Here is a 21,449-nt window from a genome sequence, read left to right on the forward strand (position 1 = left end):
CGAGGAGGTGGACCGGACTGTGTCGAGGGCAAGGGTGGCACGGCGGATCGCAGCGGGCGCGGCCTACGGCGGGGGCAGCATCGGGCTGCTCGGCGCCGCGACGGTAGGCGTGCTGCTGGCGGAGGTCCAGCTGGCGAAACGGCAGGTGGGCGGCGGGATCGCACCGGTTCCGCCGAGCGCGGACGGGCGGTACGGGGTGGCGTTCGCCGGCCCCGCGGACCCGTTGCGGCTGGGGTTGCTGGGCGACTCGACGGCGGCCGGGCAGGGGGTGCGCCGGGCCGGGCAGACCCCGGGGGCGCTGCTCGCCTCGGGGCTCGCCGCGGTCTCCGAGCGGCCGGTGGATCTGCGCAATGTGGCACAGCCGGGCGCCCGGTCGGACGATCTGGAGCGGCAGGTCTCGCTGCTGCTCGCCGACACCTCCCGTACGCCCGACGTCTGCGTGATCATGATCGGCGCGAACGATGTGACGCACCGGATGCCGGCCACCCAGTCGGTGCGCTGTCTGACCACCGCCGTGCGCAGGCTGCGTACGGCGGGTGCGGAGGTCGTGGTCGGCACCTGCCCGGACCTGGGCACGATCGAGCCGGTCTATCAGCCGCTGCGCTGGCTGGCCCGGCGGGTGAGCCGGCAGCTGGCCGCGGCCCAGACGATCGGCTCGGTGGAGCAGGGCGGGCGCACGGTGTCGCTGGGCGATCTGCTCGGGCCGGAGTTCGAGGCGAATCCGCGGGAGCTGTTCGGCCCGGACAACTACCACCCGTCGGCGGAGGGGTACGCCACGGCGGCGATGGCGGTGCTGCCCACGCTCTGCGCGGTGCTCGGGCTGTGGCCGGAGTCCGACCGCCTGGACGGGGCCCGGCGCGAGGACATGCTGCCGGTGGCCAAGGCGGCCTCCCAGGCGGCCAGGGAGGCCGGTACGGAGGTCACGGGGGCGCGGGCGCCCTGGGCACTCCTCAAGCACCGCAGGCGGCGGCGCCTGCCCGCCGCCACGGAGCCCCATCCGCACCCGCACCCGGAGCCGCACGGAGAGACGGGGGAGCCGGGGAAGAGAGCGGGGAGGGAGACTGGAAAGAAGACAGGCAAGACGGACGAGACAAGCAGGACAGCGGAGACGCGGGAGACCGGAGAGACGGGGGAGACGCACGGGAAGCCGGGCAGTCTCCCGGCCAACTGATCGACTGAGCGGCCGCTTAGAAAAGAGGTCGGCGTCACACGCGCTGCCCGGTGACCCAGCGCGTACGTACAGGTAACTTCCCATTCAGTACCCGCCAGAACCCGCCTTCCAGCCCTCATGGAGCCGCGTGATGCCCGAAGCCGTGATCGTCTCTGCAGCCCGTTCTCCGATCGGCCGGGCCTTCAAGGGCTCGCTGAAGGAACTGCGCGCGGACGACCTGACCGCCACGATCATCCAGACCGCGCTCGCGAAGGTTCCCGAGCTGGACCCCGAGGACATCGACGACCTGATGCTCGGCTGCGGCCTCCCCGGCGGCGAGCAGGGCAACAACCTGGGCCGCATCATCGCCGTGCAGATGGGCATGGACCACCTCCCGGGCTGTACGGTCACCCGCTACTGCTCGTCCTCCCTCCAGACCAGCCGGATGGCGCTGCACGCCATCAAGGCCGGCGAGGGCGACGTCTTCATCTCGGCCGGTGTCGAGATGGTGTCCCGCTTCTCGAAGGGCAACTCCGACAGCTGGCCGGACACGCACAACCCGCTGTTCGCCGACGCCGAGGCCCGCACCGCGGCCCGCGCCGAGCGGGGCGGCGACGACTGGCACGACCCGCGCGAGGACGGCCTGGTCCCGGACGCGTACATCGCGATGGGGCAGACCGCGGAGAACCTGGCCCGCCTCAAGGGCGTCACCCGCCAGGACATGGACGAGTTCGGCGTCCGCTCGCAGAACCTCGCCGAGGAAGCCCTCAAGAACGGCTTCTGGGAGCGCGAGATCACCCCGGTCACCACCCCGGACGGCACGGTCGTCTCGAAGGACGACGGGCCGCGCGCGGGCGTCACCCTGGAGGGTGTGCAGGGCCTGAAGCCGGTGTTCCGCCCCGACGGCCTGGTCACCGCGGGCAACTGCTGCCCGCTCAACGACGGCGCCGCCGCCCTCGTGATCATGTCCGACACCAAGGCCCGCGAGCTGGGCCTGACCCCCCTGGCCCGGATCGTCTCCACCGGCGTCTCCGGCCTCTCCCCCGAGATCATGGGGTACGGACCGGTGGAGGCCAGCAAGCAGGCGCTGAAGCGGGCCGGGCTGACCGTCGACGACATCGACCTGGCCGAGATCAACGAGGCGTTCGCGGCCCAGGTGATCCCCTCCTACCGCGACCTCGGCCTGCCGCTGGAGAAGGTCAACGTCAACGGCGGCGCGATCGCCGTCGGTCATCCCTTCGGTATGACGGGCGCCCGGATCACCGGCACGCTGATCAACAGCCTGCAGTTCCACGACAAGCAGTTCGGCCTGGAGACCATGTGCGTGGGCGGCGGCCAGGGCATGGCGATGGTCATCGAGCGGCTGAGCTGAGAGCCGCGCCGGACCTGACATAGTCGTCAGCGGGCCCGCGCCGCATGAGGTGGCCGGTTCCGAGCCCCGACCGTGACCGAATCTCCCCCAGGATGTGACCTATGTCCTGGGGGAGAGTCATTCCCGCAGGTCACACCCGCATCAGGGTTAAACCCCAGGCCCAAAGACCTGTCCATTTCGTGACGTAATGCACTGACACAGGGCGCAGGTAGGGGACAAGCTGATGTAGGAAGTCGGGGGATCGATTGAAACCGGGAGTATGTCAGTGAGCGCCATGTCTCTTGCCCTGTTGCTGACCACCGCCGCCGCCACGGCCGTGGGCGCCGCTGCTCTGCACGCTGCTCACGGGCTGCGCAAGCAGGTCACGGCCCTTCGTACGGAGCTGGCCGAGGCCCGCACGCACGATGTCGTCGTGCCCGCGCAGAGCCGCAGCACGATCACCCCGGTCGCCGAGATACGCGCGGCCGTCGCCGAAGCACTGGCCGAGGAGCGCGAGCGCGAGCTCGCCGAGGCCCGCGCCTTCTGGGCCACCCAGGAAGCGCGCGACGCCGCCGACGCCCCGTCCCTGCTGGGCGGGCTGGCCGGGGCGGGCGAGGACATCCCGTTCTTCATGCCCCGCCAGGCCGACTTCGCGGGCCTCGAAGCGATGGACCTCGACGCCGCCGAGGCCCTGGACGAGCTGGCGGAGCTGACGGAGGCGGCGGACCTGACCGAGCTGACCGGCCCGGCGGAGTTCGCCGAGGACTCCCCCGAGCTGGCCGCCGCCCGCCGCAGGCACCCTTCGCACCCCGACTTCGTACCGGTGCAGACCCCGGTCGTCACCGACCACGAGCGCACTGTGAACCGTCTCGAAGAGCTCGCCGACAGCCGTACGGAGCTCGCCGATGTGCGCCCCGGCCCGCTCGGCACGCTCGACGTCTACGTCTTCGCCGACGGCACCACGCTCTGTATGACCCCCGGCCACCGCGAGACGGCCGAGCGTCTGGCGGGTTCGCTGCTCGCCGGTGAGCACCCGGTCCTGCTGGGCGGCTCCGGTGTGTCCGGCGCGTACGCCCTGACCTTCTCCTGCGGCAAGGAGAACGTGTACATCCTCGCCGACCGCGTCATCGCCTCGTTCTGACACCTGCCGCCCGACACCACGGCGTCCGGGCACAGCGGCTCTCGTCGGCCGCCGCCTCCGGGCCTCCCCCGGACCGCCGCCCCCGCCACTACGCGAACGCGCGCGCGGCCGCCTCGTCCACGTATCGCACGGCCTCGTCCAGCTCAGCCGACGGGGCCGTTTCCAGTGCCACCGCCAGATCGCGGCCCGCCACGGCGAGCTGGTCGCCGATCGAGAAGATCCCGCCGTCCGGCATGGCGCGCGGCTCCCGGTACGGCGCCTCGATCCGCTGGGCGCGCAGCGCCAGTTCCCGGGCCGTGGCCAGCCCTTCGGCGGCGGCACCGCGCTGGAGGCGGCTCTGCGGGGCGGCGCGCAGCCGGTCGGCGAATCGGTCCACGGCGGTGATCAGGGGGGTCGTATCGAGCACTCCGCGACCCTACGCGACGCCGGGCGGCAGACGGCAGTCCGACGACAGCCCTGGGCCGCACGGGGAAACGGGAACGGCCCGCAGGCAGTGCCTGCGGGCCGTTCCCGTCGTGCGGGCGAGGGATCAGTCGTCGCCGCTGAGGATGGAGAGCAGACGCAGCATCTCCAGGTAGATCCACACCAGGGTCATGGTGAGGCCGAAGGCCGCCAGCCAGGACTCCTCGCGAGGGGCGCCGTAGGCGATGCCGTCCTCGACCTGCTTGAAGTCCAGGGCCAGGAAGCACGCGCCCAGGATGATCCCGATGACGCCGAAGAGAATGCCGAGGCCACCGCTGCGGAAGCCCAGGCCGTCACCGCCGCCGAAGACGGCGAACAGCAGGTTGACCACCATCAGGAGCATGAAGCCCATGGCGGCGGCCATCACGAAGCCGTAGAAGCGGCGGGTGACACGGATCCAGCGCATCTTGTACGCGAGCAGCACACCGGCGAAGACACACATGGTGCCCATCACGGCCTGCATCACGACGCCCGGTCCGATGTACGTGCTGACCGCGCTGGAGATCACTCCGAGGAAGACACCCTCGAAGGCCGCGTACGAGACGATCAGCGCCGGCACCGGCTTGCGCTTGAAGGACTGGACGAGCGACAGGACGAACGCCACCAGGGCGGCGCCGATCGCGATGCCGTACGACTTGCCGAGGTTCGCCTCGTCGACCGGCAGCAGCGCCCAGGCGAGCGCGGCGCCGAGCACCACGGTGCCCAGCGTGATCGCGGTCCGCGTGACGACGTCGTCGATCGTCATCGCGCCGGTGCGCGCCGGGGCCTGCGGGGCGCCGTACTGGGCGTCCGGCTGGGCGTAGGGGTTGGTGGCGTACGGGTTGGCGGCGGCGCCCTGCGCGTACGGGTTGGCACCCGCTGCGGGGGCCCCGGCCTGCGGCGCCGCGTTGAAGCCCGCGTATCCGTTGTCGCGGCTGAAGCCCCGTCGCGAGAAGACCGGGTTGCTGCTCCTCATCTCACTCCTCCATGGCCACCCTGCGTGGCCTTCCCACAAGAGTAATGGGTAGGCAAAAGAATCAGACTAGTGCTTGGGGAGGATCTTTGCGGAAACCTGTCCGGGACGACATCCGCGCGTCGGTCACCGGTCCGCCCGCGGCCACCCACGAAAACCGGCTCACCCCATACCCTCCGGGCGCGCGGTCAAGTAACGTTCCGACCAACCGGTACGGCGTCATCACTCCAGCGACGGGAGCGAAGGCTGAATCCATGGGGCATACGCTGCGAGTGGCCCGCGGGCCCGGGAACGGCCGCCGTCGAGGCGTTCCGCCGGCTCGGCCGCCAAGTGAGTAGTGGTGCCTGGAACCGGACTCGAACCGGTACGCCCCCGAGGGGCAGCGAGGTTTAAGCTCGCCGTGTCTGCATTCCACCATCCAGGCCTGGCGCGCGGCTCCGCGTTGGCACATGACCCTATCCGGGGACTTCCCCCGAACAGCGGATCATTGGCGCGATGTTGTCTTATTTTATTGACCGCTTGAGGGGTCGTCAGCACCCGTGAAAGGGCATCGCCACATGCCTGGGCGGGGTAAGGGGCGCGGCGGACGGCAATCCGGATTGACGTAAAGTCGCCGCACCCGGACGGCGCATTCACCGGGCGCGCGCCGACGACCGCCGCGCATACGCCGGCGGACACGCCCCAGGGCTCCCGGGAAGCGGGCCGGTGACGGTTCCCCGGACCGACCGCCTCGGGGTCGGTGTCATACCGCAGGAGGACCCAGGGGCTTCCCGATGCGACTCAAGACTGCCCATGGAACGGGCACGCGGGCTGACGACCGGCGGCGGTACGGCGGCGAGGATTGAAGGGTTCCGAACAACACCCCGGACGAGCCCTCGGCCGGAGCCCCGAACCAGGAGATTCCCGTGACCACCCTTTCCACCGCACCCCGCGTCACCACGGTGGCCGCCCGCGCCACGGACCTGTCGAAGGTCTACGGAGAGGGCGAGACCAGGGTGACCGCCCTGAACCGGGTCACCGTGGACTTCCCCCGGGGCGAGTTCACCGCGATCATGGGCCCGTCCGGCTCCGGCAAGTCCACGCTGATGCACTGCGTGGCCGGCCTCGACAGCTTCAGCAGCGGTTCGGTACGGATCGGCGACACGGAGCTCGGCTCCCTCAAGGACAAGCAGCTCACCCAGCTCCGCCGGGACAAGATCGGCTTCATCTTCCAGGCGTTCAACCTGCTGCCGACGCTGACGGCGTACGAGAACATCACGCTCCCCGTGGACATCGCGGGCCGCAAGCCCGACGCCGCGTGGGTGCGCCAGGTCATCGACATGGTGGGCCTCTCCGACCGGCTGTCCCACCGGCCGACCGAGCTCTCCGGCGGCCAGCAGCAGCGCGTCGCGGTGGCCCGCGCGCTGGCCTCGCAGCCGGAGATCATCTTCGGTGACGAGCCGACCGGGAACCTCGACTCCCGCTCCGGCGCCGAGGTCCTCGGCTTCCTGCGCAACTCGGTGCGCGAGCTGGGCCAGACCGTGGTGATGGTGACCCACGACCCGGCGGCCGCCTCCTACGCGGACCGGGTGATCTTCCTCGCCGACGGGGCGATCGTGGACCAGATGCTCCACCCCACCGCGGACGGGGTCCTCGACCGGATGAAGGCGTTCGACGCCAAGGGCCGCACCAGCTGAACCCCGCCCTCCCCCGCGCCCTTTTCCGGCACCTCTCCCCATCCCAGGACTGACAGACATGTTCCGTACCGCCCTGCGCAATGTGCTCGCGCACAAGGCCAGGCTGCTGATGACCGTCCTCGCCGTGATGCTCGGCGTGGCCTTCGTCTCCGGCACGCTGGTCTTCACCGACACCCTCGGCAACGCCCTCCGCAACCAGTCGGCGAAGAGCTACGACGACGTCGCCGTCGCCGTCACCACCTACGCCGACCAGCGCGACGACAAGACGTCCGGCATCACCGACGCCACCCTGAAGAAGATCCAGGGCCTGGACGGCGTCGCCGACGCCACCGGCCGGGTCTCCGGCTTCGCCGGGGTCGCCGACCCAGACGGCAAGCTGATCGGCAACGGCTGGTCGAACACCGGCGGGAACTACTCCCCCGGCAAGGACGGCAAGGACTCCGCGTACACCTTCGTCGACGGGACCGGCCCGGCCGCGGCCGACCGGATCGCGCTCGACAAGGAGACCGCGAAGCGGGGCGAGTACCACGTCGGTGACCGGGTCCGGGTCGCCACGAACGGACCGGTGAAGGAGTACACCCTCTCCGGTGTCTTCACCACCGAGGACGGCGCGGTCAACGCGGGCGGCAGCCTGGTCCTCTTCGACCCCGAGGTCGCCCAGAAGCTCTACCTCAAGCCCGGTGTGTTCAGGGACGTCAATCTGTCCGCCGCGCCCGGCGTCTCCGCCGAGAAGCTGCTGGCCGAGGTGAAGCCGCTGCTGCCCAAGAACGCCGAGGCCCAGACCGGCAAGGCGCTCGCGGACGACCAGGCCGAGCAGATCGAGAAGGGCCTGAGCGGTCTCAACGGGATGCTGCTCGCCTTCGCCGGCATCGCCCTGTTCGTCGGTGTCTTCCTGATCGCCAACACCTTCACCATGCTGGTGGCCCAGCGCACCAAGGAGCTGGCACTGATGCGCGCCGTCGGCGCCTCCCGCCGCCAGGTCAAGCGCTCGGTGCTCCTCGAAGCGGCCGTCGTCGGCCTGATCGCCTCGGTCGTCGGCTTCGCCCTCGGTCTCGGCCTCGCCATCGGACTGCGCTCCGCGATGGGCATGTTCGGCGGGAAGATCCCGGCCGGGCCCCTGATCGTCTCGCCCACCGCGGTCGTCGCCGCGTTCGCCGTCGGTGTCCTGATCACCGTGCTGGCCGCTTGGCTGCCCGCCCGCCGGGCCGCCAAGATCCCGCCGGTCGCGGCGATGAGCAGCGTGCACGCCACGGCGACCGTCAAGTCCCTGGTGGTGCGCAACTCGATCGGCGCGGTGCTCACCCTGCTGGGCGGGGCGGCGATCGTGGCGGGCGCGTCCAAGTCCGGATCGACCGGCCGGACCGTCATCGCGGTGGGTGCCTTCCTCACGCTGATCGGTGTCATCGTGCTGATCCCGCTGCTGTCGCGGCCGGTGATCGCGCTGGTCCGCCCGATGCTGAAGCGGCTGTTCGGGGTCTCCGGCAAGCTGGCCGCGCAGAACGCGGTGCGCAACCCGCGTCGTACCGGCGCCACCGCCTCCGCGCTGGCGATCGGCCTCACGCTGGTCACCGGCATCTCGGTCCTCGGCGTCACTCTCGGCCAGGCGGTCGACCGGATGACCACGGACAACATCAAGGCCGACTACATGGTGACGATGGCGAGCGGCGGTTCGCTCGACGAGTCGACGCTCACCGCACTGCGCAAGGCCGACGGCGTCTCGGCGGTCTCGGCGCAGCAGGCCTCCTCGCTCCAGATCAAGGGCGAGTACCACTCCGTGTCCGGCGTCGCCCCCGGCGAGGTGCAGAAGCTCTTCACGCTGCCGACCGTCTCCGGCTCGCTCGACGCGCTGGAGAAGGGCGAGATCGCCGTCGACGAGAAGACGGCGAAGTCGAACGGCTGGAAGACCGGCGACACCCTGCCGGTGACGTTCGACGACGAGAAGAAGGGCGAGGTGAAGGTCGGGGCGGTCTTCCAGGGCAACGAGATGCTCTCCCCGGTCCTGATGCCGAAGGACATCGCCGACGCGCACGGCAGCCGGGCGGACATCCGGGAGATCTGGCTGAAGACGGACGGCGGCGCCTCCGACGCCAACGAGCAGGCCCTGGTGAAGGCGCTGGGCGACAACCCGGCGATGAGCATCATGGACCGTCAGGACATCCGTGACATGTTCGGCGGCTCGGTCAACCTCGCGATGAACATCATGTACGGGCTGCTGGCGATGGCCCTGATCATCGCCGTGCTCGGGGTCATCAACACCCTGGCGATGTCGGTCTTCGAGCGTCAGCAGGAGATCGGCATGCTGCGGGCGATCGGGCTGGACCGCCGCAGGGTGAAGCGCATGATCCGGCTGGAGGCCGTGGTCATCTCGCTCTTCGGTGCGGTGGTCGGTGTCGCGCTCGGCATGTTCCTCGGCTGGGCGATCGGGCAGACGCTGTCCTCGGACATCCCGGGGTACGTGCTGGTCCTCCCGTGGGACCGGATCGCGGTCTTCCTGGTGCTGGCGGGGCTCGTGGGCGTGCTGGCCTCGCTCTGGCCGGCCCGCAGCGCCGCGAAGCTGAACATGCTGACGGCGATCAAGACCGAATAGCAGGACGGACCGAAGGGCGGAACGGGCGGACTCCGCCCGCTACGCCCGGGGGCCGGTACACGCAGCACGGCGCTGCGTGTACCGGCCCCCGGTCCGTTTCCGGTGTCAGCCGGTCGCGGACGCCGTCCAGGCGCGGGCCCGCAGCGGTGTGCGGGAGGCCCCGCCCTCCGCCGGGCGCACCACGAGGATCTGGTTGACGCCGATCTTGTTGTGCTCGAAGGAGAGGGCGGAGGCGGCCATGTAGAGGCGCCAGACCCTGGCCCGTCCGGGCGAGGTCATCCGGACCGCACGGTCCCAGTGCTCCTCCAGGTTGGCGACCCAGCGGCGCAGGGTCAGTGCGTAGTGCTCGCGCAGCGACTCGACGTCGCGGGCCTCGAAGCCCGCCTCTTCGAGAGTGGCCAGGGTCCGGCCCACCGGGGCCAGTTCACCGTCCGGGAAGACATAGGCGTCGATGAAGTCGTCCACGTGGTACGCGGACTCGTCCGGCTCGGGGCGGCGGGCGATCTGGTGGTTGAGCAGCCGGCCGCCGGGCTTGAGGAGTGCGTGGAGGTCGTCGGCGTACTCGCGGAAGCGGACCGCGCCGACGTGTTCCGCCATGCCGATCGACGAGATGGCGTCGTACGGGCCGTCCCTGACGTCCCGGTAGTCCTGGACCCGGATCTCGATCCGGTCGGTCAGGCCCTCCTCCGCGATGCGTTTCCTGGCGAAGGCGGCCTGTTCCACGGAGAGGGTCACGCCGGTGACCCGGGCGCCGTACTCGCGGGCCGCGTGGATGGCCATGGAGCCCCAGCCGCAGCCGACGTCGAGGAGGCGGTCGCCCTCCTTCAGCGCGAGCTTGCGGCAGACCAGGTCGAGCTTGTCGCGCTGGGCGTCCTCAAGGTTCCCGCCGTCCTCCCAGTAGGCACAGGAGTAGACCATGGACGGGCCCAGGACCAGTTCGTAGAAGTCGTTGCCCACGTCGTAGTGGTGGCTGATGGCCGCCTTGTCGCGGCGTTTGGTGTGGAGGGTGCCGGTGCGGCGGCGCACCTCCTCGGGCGGCGGGGGCGGCGGGGGCCAGGGGCCGGCCAGTTGCAGCAGCCCCTTGGCGAAGGCCCGCACCTTGGGGTCGCGGACCGGATGGACGCCGTCCTTCGCGTCGGCCCCGCGCTCCCAGATCAGCGCGGCCAGCAGGTCCAGGGCCTCGTAGAGATCGCCCTCGATGTCGAGCTCGCCCGCCACCCAGGCGCGGGCCAGGCCCAGTTCGCCCGGCTTCCAGAGCAGCCGGCGCAGTGCCCGGCGGTTCCGGATCACCAGGACGGGGGCACCGGGCGGTCCTGATTCGCTGCCGTCCCAGGCCCGGATACGGACCGGCAGCCTTTCTCCCAGCAACTCCTCGGCGAGAGCGGTCAGCCGCAACGCGGCGTCTGCCATGGCGCACACCTCCGTGATGGTGTTCCCAATGTGCCCAAACATGGTCGAACATGCCTGTCACCACGCCGGGCACCCGTGCGCCACGACGAGGTACGTACCCCTCAACACTCCGTGAGGCGTGCCCCATCCCGCTACAGCGCAATGGAAGAGCAAAATGGTTGTACACCACATACATGTGGGGCCGGGCACGCCGAAGGGGCCGCCCGCACCACGGATGGCGGACGGCCCCTTCGGGCGTTGTGCGTGTACTGCGACGGGCGAGTGGGCCCGCGGGCGGGCTAGGAGGCCTTGGCCTTCTCGCCCTCGGCCTTGACGGCGGCCGGGGCCGGGTTCGGCTTGGCGGCCTCGTAGAACTCCTCGCGCGGCGTCTCCATGGCGCCGAGCGAGACGACCTCACGCTTGAGGAACATCGCGAGGGTCCAGTCGGCGAAGATCCGGATCTTGCGGTTCCAGGTCGGCATCGCCATGCCGTGGTAGCCACGGTGCATGTACCAGGCGAGGCGTCCCTTGAGCTTGATCTTCATCTTGCCCATGACGATCATCGCGACGCCCTTGTGCAGCCCCAGACCGGCGACGGCACCCTTGTTGGCGTGGCTGTACTCCTTCTGCGGGAAGCCCCGCATGCCGGAGATGACGTTGTCGCCGAGGACCTTGGCCTGCCGCAGCGCGTGCTGGGCGTTGGGCGGGCACCAGGCGTTCGGGTTGCCGGCCTTGCGGCCGATCATGTCCGGGACCTGGGCGTTGTCGCCGGCGGCCCAGATGTAGTCGGTGCCCTGCACCTGGAGCTTCTCGGAGGTGTCCACGTGACCGCGCGGGCCGAGCGGCAGGCCGAAGCGGGCCAGCGCCGGGTTCGGCTTCACGCCGGCCGTCCACACGATGGTGTTGGAGTCGACCTCAAGGCCGTTCTTCAGCACCACGTGACCGTCGACGCAGGAGTCCATGGAGGTCGAGAGGAAGACCTCGACGCCACGGGACTCCAGGTGCTCCCGGCCCCAGGTGCCCAGCTTCGGGCCGACCTCGGGAAGGATCTTGTCGGCGGCGTCGACGAGGATGAAGCGCATGTCCTCGCGCTTCACGTTCGTGTAGTACTTCGCCGCGTCGCGGGCCATGTCCTCGACCTCGCCGATGGTCTCCGCACCGGCGAAGCCGCCGCCCACGAAGACGAACGTCAGCGCCCTGCGGCGGACGTCCTCGTCGGTCGTCGAGTCAGCCTTGTCGAGCTGTTCGAGGACGTGGTTGCGCAGGCCGATGGCCTCCTCGATGCCCTTCATGCCGATGCCCTGCTCGGCGAGGCCGGGGATCGGGAAGGTGCGGGAGACCGCGCCCATCGCGATGACCAGGTAGTCGAAGGGCAGCTCGTAGGCCTCGCCGACGAGCGGCGCGACCGTGGCGACCTTGCGGTCCTGATCGATGGTCGTGACACGGCCGGTGAGTACCTCGGCCTTCGGCAGGACGCGTCGCAGCGGGACGACGACATGCCGAGGCGAGATGCTGCCGGCAGCAGCTTCGGGGAGGAAGGGCTGGTACGTCATGTACGAGCGCGGGTCGACGACCGTGACGGTCGCCTCGCCGTAGCGCATCTTCTTGAGAATGCGTCGAGCTGCGTACAGGCCTACGTACCCACCGCCTACTACGAGGATCCTGGGACGCTCCGTGGTGCTCATGCCATCGAGTATCCACCCCCCTCCCGGGGAGGGCTCGTGAGCCCCTTCACAAGGTATGAGCCACCTTCTGCTACACTTCGCCGCCCACGTGACCCAGGTCATGGCGCCGGAGGGGAACCACGGCGTCACGGCGAACGTTGTTCACCGCTTGTGAGCTGGCCCTTGGCCCTCCGGACGGGGTGAACCACCGCTCCGATTCATCTGCCCGCAACACGGGCGGAACACTCCCGCACGACGACTCGGCGCCCCTGCGAGCGGCTCCGGATGCCCATACGGGCGAGAACTGCCCTCCGCAGGACCGAATTCCTTGTGAAGAAGTTCACGAACTTGGTCGCGACGTGTCCCCGAAACCACCGCCCGAGCGGCCCACAGGAGCTCAAAGGTGCAGGCCAAGGTACGCGTGAGCACCTATGGGAGACACCGCGTGCGGCGCCTCCCGAAGGCCCCGTCCTAGGCGATCGACCAGCCGATTCCGTCGAGGATGTCGTGCTCGCTGACGACGACCTCCCGGGCCCCGGTCCGCTTCATCACGGCGAGCAGGATCAGCGCCCCGGACGTGATCACGTCGACCCGTCCCGGGTGCATCGCGCCGATCGCGGCCCGCTCGGCGTGGGTGGAGCCGAGGAGCCGTCCGGTGATCTCCTGGACCCGGTCGAAGGAGATCCGGGAGTGGTGGATCGCCTCGGAGTCGTACGCGTCGAGCCCCAGGGCGATCGAGGCGAGGGTGGTGACCGTCCCGGCGAGGCCGACGAGGGTGCCGGCCCCGGTGAGCGGGACGCTCTCCTCGGCGAGGTCGAGGGCGGCGTCGATGTCGGCCCGGATCGCATCGATCTGGGCGGGAACCGGCGGGTCGGTGACGACGCCGTCGCACACCAGGTGCCGCTCGGTCATCCGTACGCAGCCGATGTCCACGGAGCGCGCGGCCCGGACGTGGTCGTCGCCGACGACGAACTCGGTGGAGCCGCCGCCGATGTCCACGACGAGATACGGCTTCGCCAGGTGATCGCGGCCCGCGAGCTCCTTGGTCGCTCCGGTGAAGGAGAACTCCGCCTCCTGGTCGCCGCTGATCACCTCGGGCTCGACGCCCAGGATCTCCAGCACCCCGCGCACGAACTCGTCCCGGTTCTCCGCGTCGCGTGAGGCGGAGGTGGCGACGAAGCGGACGCGCCGCGCCCCGTGCTCCTCGATCACCGCCGCGTACTGGCGGCAGGCGGCGAACGTCCGCTCCAGGGCCTCGGGGGCGAGCCGGCCGGTGCGGTCGACGCCCTGGCCGAGGCGGACGATCTCCATCCGCCGGTCGAGCTCGACGAGCTCACCGGTGGACGGGTCCACATCGGCGACGAGCAGGCGGATGGAGTTGGTACCACAGTCGATGGCGGCCACGCGGCTCATGAAAGAACTCCCGAATCAGGCCCCTCCGGCGGACGAGGAGCAACCAAGCCTCTCCGACGACCGAGGAGCAAACCAAGCCCCTCCGGCGATTGAGGAGCGGGGGTCCGGGGGCAGGGCCCCCGGAAGGCGAACGGTCAGCCCTCGTCCGGCGCGCCGTCGATCGGCCGGGTCGCGAAGTGCCCGCCCTCCGACGCCTCGACGGTCCAGCCGTCCTTCTTCTCCGGCGCGCCGCACGGCGAAACGCACGGCCCCTTGCGCCACCACTCCGGCAGCATCGCGATCGCCTCGTCGCCCAGCGGGTTCACGCCAGGACCCGCGGCCAGCGAGTGCCCGACCAGGACGTGCAGGCACTTCACCCGGTCCGGCATGCCCCCCGCGCTCGGGAAGCCCTCCAGCACCTCGATGGCGTCGCGCCGGGCGAGGTAGTCCTCGTGCGCGGCCCGGTACGCGGCGGCCAGCTCGGGGTCCGTGGCGAGGCGCTCGGTCATCTCCTTCATGACCCCGTTCGCCTCCAGCGTGCCGATCGCGGACGCGGCACGCGGGCACGTCAGGTAGTACGTCGTCGGGAACGGCGTACCGTCCTCCAGCCGGGGCTGCGTCTCGACCACGTCCGGGTTGCCGCACGGGCAGCGGTGCGCGATCGCGCGCAGACCGCGCGGCGGGCGGCCCAGCTGCTGCTGGAACGCGGCGATGTCCGCCTCGGTGGGCGCGGTGGACTCGGTCTGGGGAGGGGGCGTTTCCATGCCTGCCTAGGTTCTGATCGGGCTGCTCGAACAAGCGGTTCTGCAGAGGGGTGAAGAGGGGTCAGTCGCGGTCGGCGCTGTCCACGCCGTCCCAGAGGTTGGAGTGCCACGGCCGGCCGGACCCGTCCGTCCTGCCCTCGCGCTCCTTGACCGCGTCGGGGTCGATCACCGTATAACCGGTCTCCCCGGGAAGAAGGTAGTGCAGATGCGTACGGGCCAGCTGCCTGATGTACGCGTCGTCCTGGAGGCGCGCCTTCTCGTCGCGCAGCTCCTCGGTGCGGGCCCTGGCCTCCTGCGCCAGCCGCTCCTGGTCGGCGATCTCGTCCTGCTGGGAGACGTACTGCCGCATCGGGTACGCGAGCGCGACCACCAGGGAGCAGACGACGAGCGCCAGGAAGGCCGCCCGGCCGGTGAGCCGCGAGCGGCGGGCCTGGCGGCGGTTCTGGGAACGGTAGACGCGGGCAGCGGTCTGCTCACCGAGCAGCCGCAGCCGGGTCCCGGTGGAGAACCGGTCCCGGTCCTTCGCGGCCATGTCCCCGCCTCCCCACTACGCACGTCCGTCCCCGCACACGGTACGGGACCGAGTGCGGGGACGGACGGATGCCATGGCCTTCGACCGCTGACGGGCCGAAAGGGATGATCAGCCCTTGAACCGGGGGAACGCCGAGCGGCCCGCGTACACCGCGGCGTCGTCGAGGATCTCCTCGATGCGCAGCAGCTGGTTGTACTTGGCGACACGGTCCGAGCGGGCCGGGGCGCCGGTCTTGATCTGACCGCAGTTCACGGCGACCGCGAGGTCGGCGATGGTGACGTCCTCGGTCTCGCCGGAGCGGTGGGACATCATGCACTTGAAGCCGTTGCGCTGGGCCAGCTCGACGGCGTCCAGGGTCTCGGTCAGCGAACCGATCTGGTTGACCTTGACGAGCAGGGCGTTGGCGGAGCCCTCCTCGATGCCGCGGGCCAGGCGCTCCGGGTTGGTGACGAAGAGGTCGTCGCCGACGATCTGCACCTTGGCGCCGAGCTTGTCGGTGATGACCTTCCAGCCGGCCCAGTCGTCCTCGTACAGCGGGTCCTCGATGGAGACCAGCGGGTACGCGGAGACGAGCTCCTCGTAGTACTCGGTCATCTCGGCGGCCGAACGGGACTTGCCCTCGAACTCGTACTTGCCGTCCTTGTAGAACTCGGACGCGGCGACGTCGAGCGCGAGCGCGATGTCCTTGCCGGGGGCGTAACCGGCTTCCTTGATGGCTTCGAGGATGAGGTCGAGGGCGGCGCGGTTCGACTCCAGGTTCGGCGCGAAGCCGCCCTCGTCGCCGAGACCGGTCGACAGGCCCTTGGTCTTCAGGACCTTCTTCAGCGTGTGGTAGACCTCGGCACCCCAGCGCAGGGCCTCGGAGAAGGACTCCGCGCCGATCGGCGCGATCATGAACTCCTGGATGTCCACGTTGGAGTCGGCGTGCGAGCCGCCGTTGAGGATGTTCATCATCGGAACGGGCAGCAGGTGCGCGTTCGGGCCGCCGAGGTAGCGGAACAGCGGCAGGTCCGAGGCCTCGGAGGCGGCGTGGGCGACGGCCAGCGAGACGCCGAGGATGGCGTTGGCGCCGAGCGAGCCCTTGTTCTCGGTGGCGTCCAGGTCGAACATCGCCTGGTCGATCAGCCGCTGCTCCGTGGCGTCGTAGCCGACGAGCTCCGGGCCGATCTGCTCGATCACGGCGAGGACGGCCTTCTCGACGCCCTTGCCCTGGTAGCGGTTGGGGTCACCGTCGCGAAGCTCGATGGCCTCGAACGCACCGGTGGAGGCGCCGGACGGAACGGCAGCACGGCCCGTGCTGCCGTCGTCGAGGCCGACCTCGACCTCGACCGTGGGGTTTCCGCGGGAGTCGAGGATTTCCCGGGCTACGACGACGTCGATGGACGGCACGAGGCATCTCCTTCTGGGATATGACGCTGATTGTGCAGGGTCGCTTTGGCCTTGCGACAAGAGCCTAACCGGCCCGGCCCGCTCAGCCCGACGACCGCCCGACCTCTGGGACGAAAAAGGACCCGAGGACGCACATAGCCGGGCAAACGGCCAGAATTTTACCGGTCGGTAACTACAACAGTTGAACGGTCCGGCGCTCCCCCGAGCGGAGACGGCGGAACCCCGGCCCGACGCGTACGGGGGAACGCGCCGGGCCGGGGTGCTCAGGGAGGAGAGAGCCGTGACTACTTCGTCAGGTGCAGCTGCTGACCCGGGTAGATCAGGTCGGCGTTCTTGACGATGTCCTTGTTCTGCTCGAACAGCTGCTGCCAGCCGCCCTCGACCTTGTGGTCGGCGGCGATCTTGCTCAGGGAGTCGCCGGAGACGACCTTGTACTCGCCGTCGCCCTTCTTGACCTTCTCGCCGGTCGGGGTGGTGACGGTCTTCTTCGACTCGGCACGCGGGGCGTCGGAGCGGTCCGAGCGGGAGGCGGCGGGGGCCTCGGTGCGCTCGGCCGGCTTCGGCTGGGCCTGCTGCTTCGGGGCGGCCGGGGCGCTCTGCTGCCCGGAGGCGCCGGAGCTCGCGGTGGAGTTCGAGGAGGAGGAAGAGGACGAGGAGCCGGTGTTGACACCCGGGTCGACGCCGTCGTTGGTCAGGTTGCCGGCGCCGGCGCAGCCCCAGGCACCCGGGCCCTGCATGTCGAGGAGGCGCTCGGCGGTGGCGATCTGCTGGGCCTTGGTGGCCAGGTCGGCACGGGGGGCGTACTGCGTACCACCGGCGGCGGCCCAGCTGGACTGCGAGAACTGCAGACCGCCGTAGTAGCCGTTGCCGGTGTTGATGGACCAGTTGCCACCGGACTCGCACTGGGCGACGGCGTCCCAGGTGGCGACGGAGGCGGCGGAGGCGCTGGTCGCACCCATCAGGGGCACGGCGACGGCGGCACCGGCGACACCGGCGAGCGTGGCGATACGGACGGCCTTGGACGGGCGGCGGTGCTTGCCCTTGCTGGAAAGCAGCATGGAACTTCTCCTCACCGACGCCTACGAGGTGAGCTGTCGGGTTCGGGCCAAGTGAGTTGCCCGGTCGCACGTCCTAGCACGCGACTTCACCCCAAGCCGGTCCTGATGCGTCTCTCGACGATCGGGCCCGGCGCTTACCTGGGTCCCCCGCTCCTGCCTACGGCGCTTTACGCGTCTGTTCCCTTCGACCGACGGCAGGATTCGGCGTGACGGTCGACGGGGCCCGCGGTGCGAGCGGTTCCGACCGTAAACATACGCAACCCTCACATTCAAAGATGGACACATCGGACAATCAGCCCGTACTTGCATCTGAAGAACTGTTGTTTTCGCAGGTGGGACGCGATGCGGAAGGGGTCCCCAGGCGCGACACGCCAGTTGACGCAAAGAGACCCATGTCTCACTTACGCATAAGTGGACATAGGTCCCTGAACTGGCCCAGTTTTCGGGGCGCTTTTAGTCGATTATCAGACTGGTTTCACTGGTCCTTCACATCGAGATCGAGACTCTGGCCAGGGAGGATGAGGTCCGGGTCGGCACCCACGGCACCCTTGTTGGCCTCGTAGAGCGCGGGCCAGCCACCGGGAACCTTCTGTGCATCAGCAATCGCCCAGAGGTTGTCGCCGGGCAGGACGGTGTACGTACCGTCAGCCGTCGGCTCGCCCGTGTCGCGCGCGTCGCCGCCGCGGGAGGCGTGGCGGCCCGACTCGCGGCTGTCGCCGCCGTCCGTGTCGCGGCTCCCCTCGGGGGCCGGCGCGCCACGGTGCTTGCCGCCCACTCCACTGGACGAGTCGGATGAGCTGGACGTGTCACGGGGCGCCCCGGAGGGCGTCCTGGAGGACGGGGCGGTCGAGGACGGGGAGTCCGAGGCCGGAGGCTTCGAGGACGGCGAGGTCTTCCCCGACGGCTTCGCGGTCCCGTCCGAGCCCTCCTCACCGTCCACGGCGTCCGGCCCGTCCGAGGCGTCCGGGGACGGCGTGGCGTCGTCGGACGGGTCCGCCGACGTGTCGTCAGACGGCTTCGTGCTCCCGGTCGGGTCGTCGGCGGGCACGGAGCCCGGGTCGACCCCCGGCAGCGTCCCGTCCGCCGCGAGGCCGGAGATGACCGCGCAGCTGGGCCAGGCCTTCGGGCCCCGGGCGTCCAGGACCTTCTCGGCCACCGCTATCTGCTGCGCCCGGCTGGCGAGGTCGGCGCGCTCGGCGTAGGCCTCACCGCCGTACGCCTTCCAGGTCTCCGGCGAGAGCTGGAGGCCGCCGTAGGAGCCGTTCCCGAAGTCGGCACTCCACGCGCCGCCGCTCTCGCACTCGGCCACCCGGTCCCAGGTCGTGGCGTCGGCCGCGTGCGCACCGGACGCGCCGAGCAGCGGGATGGCGATGGCCGATCCGGTCACGCCCGCGGCGACGACGATGGCGGGTGCCTGACGGGGGCGACGGTGTCTGCCGTTCGCGGAGCCCATGGGGTTGCCTTCCGTGTGACTGACGTGTGACGGGTGGGTCGAACGGTGAACCTAGCGGGACTCGAACGCGCGTCACAAGTCGATGCAGCGCAGATCACGTAAAAGTCACAGAGTTGACGGAGCGTCATTTCCGGTGTGGGTGAGCCCCGGCGCGAACTCCACGGGGAGCGTGCGAAGTCCACGCATGATGAGCCCGCCACGCCACCGCAAATCGGTAGGTTCCACCGCAAGCCGCAGGTCCGGAAGGCGGGTCAGAAGCGTGGCGAGCGCGGTCTGTCCCTCCAGCCGGGCGAGCGGCGCTCCCAGGCAGTAGTGGATGCCGTGCCCGTATCCGAGGTGCTGATTGTCACGCCGTGCGAGGTCGAGCGTGTCGGGGTCCTCGAAGCGCTCCGGGTCGCGGTCGGCCGCGGCGAGCACCACGAGCACGGGGTCCCCGGCCGCGATGTCCTGTCCGCCGAGCGTCAGCGGCTCGGTGGCGAACCGCCAGGTGGCCAGCTCCACCGGTCCGTCGTACCGGAGCAGTTCCTCGATCCCGGTCTCCAGCAGCCCGCTCTCCCCCGAGCCGAGGGAGAGCTGGAGCCGTTCGCGCTGCCCGGGGTTGCGCAGCAGGGCGTAGACGCCGTTGCCGATGAGATTGACCGTGGTCTCGAATCCGGCGAAGAGCAGGATGAAGGCCATGGCCGCGGCCTCGTTCTCGGTGAGGTGCTCGCCGTGGTCGCTGGCCCGGATCAGCCCGGAGATCAGGTCGTCCCCCGGGTTCTCCCGCTTCCGGTGGATCAGTTCGGCCAGGTAGCCGCGCATCTTCTTCACCGACCTGGCCACCCCGCCGCGCGGGCCGCCGCCGTGGCGGATCATCATGCCCGCCCAGTCCCGGAAGTCGTCCTGGTCCTCGGGCGGGACGCCGAGCAGATCGCAGATGGCGTAGATGGGGAGCGGGAAGGCGAAGTCGTGGATGAGGTCCGCCTTGCCCTCCTCCACGAAACGGTCGATGAGGCGGTCCGTCAGTTCCTGCACGCGCGGCGCGAACTCGGCGACCCGGCGCGGGGTGAACGCCTTGGAGACGAGGCGGCGCAGCCGGGTGTGGTCCGGCGGGTCGATGTTCAGCAGATGCGTCATCAGCTCCGCCTTGCGCTCGCCCGGGATGCCGGTCTTGCCCTTGGCGTGCGCCGGCTCGGCGTGGTGCGCCGGGTTCTTGGAGAGCCGGGAGTCGGCGAGCGCCTGCCGCGCGTCCGCGTACCGGGTCACGAGCCAGGCCTCGACGCCGCTGGGCAGCGTGGTCCGGTGCACGGGGCTGTGCTCGCGCAGCCAGGCGTACGCCGGGTACGGGTCGGTGGCGAACTCCCAGGTGAAGAGTTCGGGCGCGGCTACGGGGCAGGCGGCGGGCTGATCTGCGGGACGGTCGGCGGGGCTGTGGTTCACCCCCCGACGTTATCCGCTGCCCCCGGACGCCTTCCGGCGCCCTCCGGGGCCGTTCGGCGCCACCCCGGTGCTGCCCGCTGCTCTAGGCGTTGCCCTCCGTCGCCCTGATGGCGTCCCGGTAGGCGCGGCCCGCGGCCCGCAGGGCGGCCTCGGGGTCGATGCCGTCCTCTTCGGCGCGTACGGCGAGGGCGAGGAGCTCGTAGCCGATGCCTTCGCCGGTGGGGAGCGGCACGTCGAGCCCCGCGGTACGGACCCGGCCGGCCAGCTTCGCCGCCAGTGCCAGGCCGGGCTGGCCGAGCGGGACCCCGTCGGTCACCGAGTCGCGCTGCTTCTCGATCGCCTTGGTCCGCAGCCAGTGCGCGTGCACGTCCTCGGGGGTCTCGGCGCTCTCGTCGCCGAAGACGTGCGGGTGGCGGTGGATCAGCTTCTCGACGAGGGTCGCGGCCACGTCGTCGACGGAGAACGGCTCGTCCTCGGCCTCCTCGGCGATCCGGGCGTGGAAGACGACCTGGAGGAGCACGTCCCCGAGTTCCTCGCGCAGTTCGTCCCGGTCGCCGTCCTCGATCGCCTCGACGAGCTCGTACGCCTCCTCGATGGCGTACTTGGCGAGGCCCTCGTGGGTCTTCTGCGAGGTCCACGGGCATTCGATCCTGATCCGGTCCATGACCTGGACCAGATCGAGGAGCCGGGCCCCCGGCAGATCGTACGAACCGGGCAACAGCTCCAGGTCCGGCATCCGCGCCCGGCCCGAACCGGCGAGCCGGGCGAGGCCGTCGGTCAGCGGCTGGTCGCCCGCGCCTCCCGCGAGGACGACGACGGACCGGCCGCCCGCGCAGGCGTCGACGAGTTCCCGCGCGGTGGGCGCAACGTGCTCGACGGTGACGCCCGCCTCGCGCAGATACGGCAGCTGCGGATGGTCCGGCTCGGCGCAGAGCACCCGGTCGGCGGCGTGCAGCGTCTGCCAGGCGGGCCAGGACAGGAGTCCGGGCGCGACGCGGTGGCTGGCGGTGAGCAGGACGATACGGCCGGGGGCTTCAGCGTTCACCGTCCGAATCTACCTCGGTCGCTTC

The 21,449-nt window shown here is 70.4% G+C and carries 17 protein-coding genes, 1 tRNA gene and 1 riboswitch; of the genes, 5 read left to right on the forward strand and 13 right to left on the reverse strand.

Going from position 1 to position 21,449, the window contains the following annotated elements; genetic code table 11:
• Positions 1 to 34 precede the first annotated feature (34 nt).
• The 3 genes from GA0115234_RS06315 (at position 35) to GA0115234_RS06325 (ending at position 3,642) form a co-directional block, all read left to right on the forward strand.
• Entirely contained in the window at positions 35 to 1,171 is a 1,137-nt protein-coding gene (locus GA0115234_RS06315; RefSeq protein ID WP_256088666.1) for an SGNH/GDSL hydrolase family protein, read from the forward strand.
• A 130-nt stretch (positions 1,172 to 1,301) separates the two neighbouring features.
• The gene (locus GA0115234_RS06320) at positions 1,302 to 2,522 is read left to right on the forward strand and encodes an acetyl-CoA C-acetyltransferase (protein ID WP_093539863.1); all 1,221 of its coding nucleotides are present in this window, start codon (positions 1,302 to 1,304) and stop codon (positions 2,520 to 2,522) included.
• Between the two features lie 274 nt (positions 2,523 to 2,796).
• Positions 2,797 to 3,642: a hypothetical protein gene (locus tag GA0115234_RS06325; protein WP_237541115.1), complete on the forward strand. Its 846-nt coding sequence runs from the start codon at positions 2,797 to 2,799 to the stop codon at positions 3,640 to 3,642.
• 88 nt (positions 3,643 to 3,730) lie between these two features.
• Here the strand turns inward: GA0115234_RS06325 and GA0115234_RS06330 are convergent, their stop codons facing one another.
• The 3 genes from GA0115234_RS06330 to GA0115234_RS06340 form a co-directional block, all read right to left on the reverse strand.
• Positions 3,731 to 4,048 carry a hypothetical protein gene (locus tag GA0115234_RS06330; RefSeq protein ID WP_093539865.1) on the reverse strand — a complete coding sequence of 106 codons (318 nt, stop codon included), beginning with the start codon at positions 4,046 to 4,048 and terminating at the stop codon, positions 3,731 to 3,733.
• Positions 4,049 to 4,171: 123 nt separating this feature from the next.
• Positions 4,172 to 5,059, reverse strand: a complete 888-nt coding sequence (locus tag GA0115234_RS06335; RefSeq protein ID WP_093539866.1) for a Bax inhibitor-1/YccA family protein — start codon at positions 5,057 to 5,059, stop codon at positions 4,172 to 4,174.
• Positions 5,060 to 5,394: 335 nt separating this feature from the next.
• Positions 5,395 to 5,480: transfer RNA gene (locus tag GA0115234_RS06340), tRNA-Leu, on the reverse strand.
• Positions 5,481 to 5,961: 481 nt separating this feature from the next.
• On the opposite strand from GA0115234_RS06340, the gene GA0115234_RS06345 reads away from it, so the two are divergent.
• Positions 5,962 to 6,732, forward strand: coding sequence for an ABC transporter ATP-binding protein (locus tag GA0115234_RS06345; protein ID WP_093539867.1), 771 nt, complete (start codon positions 5,962 to 5,964; stop codon positions 6,730 to 6,732).
• Positions 6,733 to 6,790: 58 nt separating this feature from the next.
• Positions 6,791 to 9,319: an ABC transporter permease gene (locus tag GA0115234_RS06350; protein WP_093539868.1), complete on the forward strand. Its 2,529-nt coding sequence runs from the start codon at positions 6,791 to 6,793 to the stop codon at positions 9,317 to 9,319.
• A gap of 105 nt (positions 9,320 to 9,424) precedes the next feature.
• Here the strand turns inward: GA0115234_RS06350 and GA0115234_RS06355 are convergent, their stop codons facing one another.
• The 10 genes from GA0115234_RS06355 to GA0115234_RS06400 form a co-directional block, all read right to left on the reverse strand.
• A complete protein-coding gene (locus tag GA0115234_RS06355) occupies positions 9,425 to 10,729 on the reverse strand; it encodes an SAM-dependent methyltransferase (RefSeq protein ID WP_093539869.1) in 1,305 nt (434 codons plus the stop codon).
• Between the two features lie 278 nt (positions 10,730 to 11,007).
• Positions 11,008 to 12,393, reverse strand: coding sequence for an NAD(P)/FAD-dependent oxidoreductase (locus tag GA0115234_RS06360; RefSeq protein ID WP_093539870.1), 1,386 nt, complete (start codon positions 12,391 to 12,393; stop codon positions 11,008 to 11,010).
• Between the two features lie 450 nt (positions 12,394 to 12,843).
• Positions 12,844 to 13,785, reverse strand: a complete 942-nt coding sequence (locus tag GA0115234_RS06365) for a Ppx/GppA phosphatase family protein (protein WP_093539871.1) — start codon at positions 13,783 to 13,785, stop codon at positions 12,844 to 12,846.
• A gap of 134 nt (positions 13,786 to 13,919) precedes the next feature.
• Positions 13,920 to 14,528 carry a DUF501 domain-containing protein gene (locus GA0115234_RS06370; RefSeq protein WP_093539872.1) on the reverse strand — a complete coding sequence of 203 codons (609 nt, stop codon included), beginning with the start codon at positions 14,526 to 14,528 and terminating at the stop codon, positions 13,920 to 13,922.
• A 61-nt stretch (positions 14,529 to 14,589) separates the two neighbouring features.
• Entirely contained in the window at positions 14,590 to 15,060 is a 471-nt protein-coding gene (locus GA0115234_RS06375) for an FtsB family cell division protein (RefSeq protein WP_093539873.1), read from the reverse strand.
• Positions 15,061 to 15,168: 108 nt separating this feature from the next.
• Positions 15,169 to 16,449 carry a phosphopyruvate hydratase gene (gene eno, locus GA0115234_RS06380; protein ID WP_093539874.1) on the reverse strand — a complete coding sequence of 427 codons (1,281 nt, stop codon included), beginning with the start codon at positions 16,447 to 16,449 and terminating at the stop codon, positions 15,169 to 15,171.
• A 284-nt stretch (positions 16,450 to 16,733) separates the two neighbouring features.
• Complete coding sequence (locus GA0115234_RS06385; RefSeq protein WP_093539875.1) at positions 16,734 to 17,507, reverse strand: transglycosylase family protein; 774 nt, start codon at positions 17,505 to 17,507, stop codon at positions 16,734 to 16,736.
• A gap of 3 nt (positions 17,508 to 17,510) precedes the next feature.
• Positions 17,511 to 17,682: riboswitch (cyclic di-AMP (ydaO/yuaA leader) on the reverse strand.
• Between the two features lie 300 nt (positions 17,683 to 17,982).
• Positions 17,983 to 18,960 (reverse strand): LysM peptidoglycan-binding domain-containing protein, encoded by a 978-nt coding sequence (locus GA0115234_RS06390; protein ID WP_093539876.1) that lies wholly within the window; start codon positions 18,958 to 18,960, stop codon positions 17,983 to 17,985.
• A gap of 105 nt (positions 18,961 to 19,065) precedes the next feature.
• Positions 19,066 to 20,379 carry a cytochrome P450 family protein gene (locus tag GA0115234_RS06395; protein WP_093539877.1) on the reverse strand — a complete coding sequence of 438 codons (1,314 nt, stop codon included), beginning with the start codon at positions 20,377 to 20,379 and terminating at the stop codon, positions 19,066 to 19,068.
• 82 nt (positions 20,380 to 20,461) lie between these two features.
• Complete coding sequence (locus tag GA0115234_RS06400; protein ID WP_093539878.1) at positions 20,462 to 21,424, reverse strand: nucleoside triphosphate pyrophosphohydrolase; 963 nt, start codon at positions 21,422 to 21,424, stop codon at positions 20,462 to 20,464.
• Positions 21,425 to 21,449 lie beyond the last annotated feature (25 nt).

Source organism: Streptomyces sp. DvalAA-43, assembly GCF_900091725.1.
Taxonomy (GTDB): domain Bacteria; phylum Actinomycetota; class Actinomycetes; order Streptomycetales; family Streptomycetaceae; genus Streptomyces; species Streptomyces pulveraceus.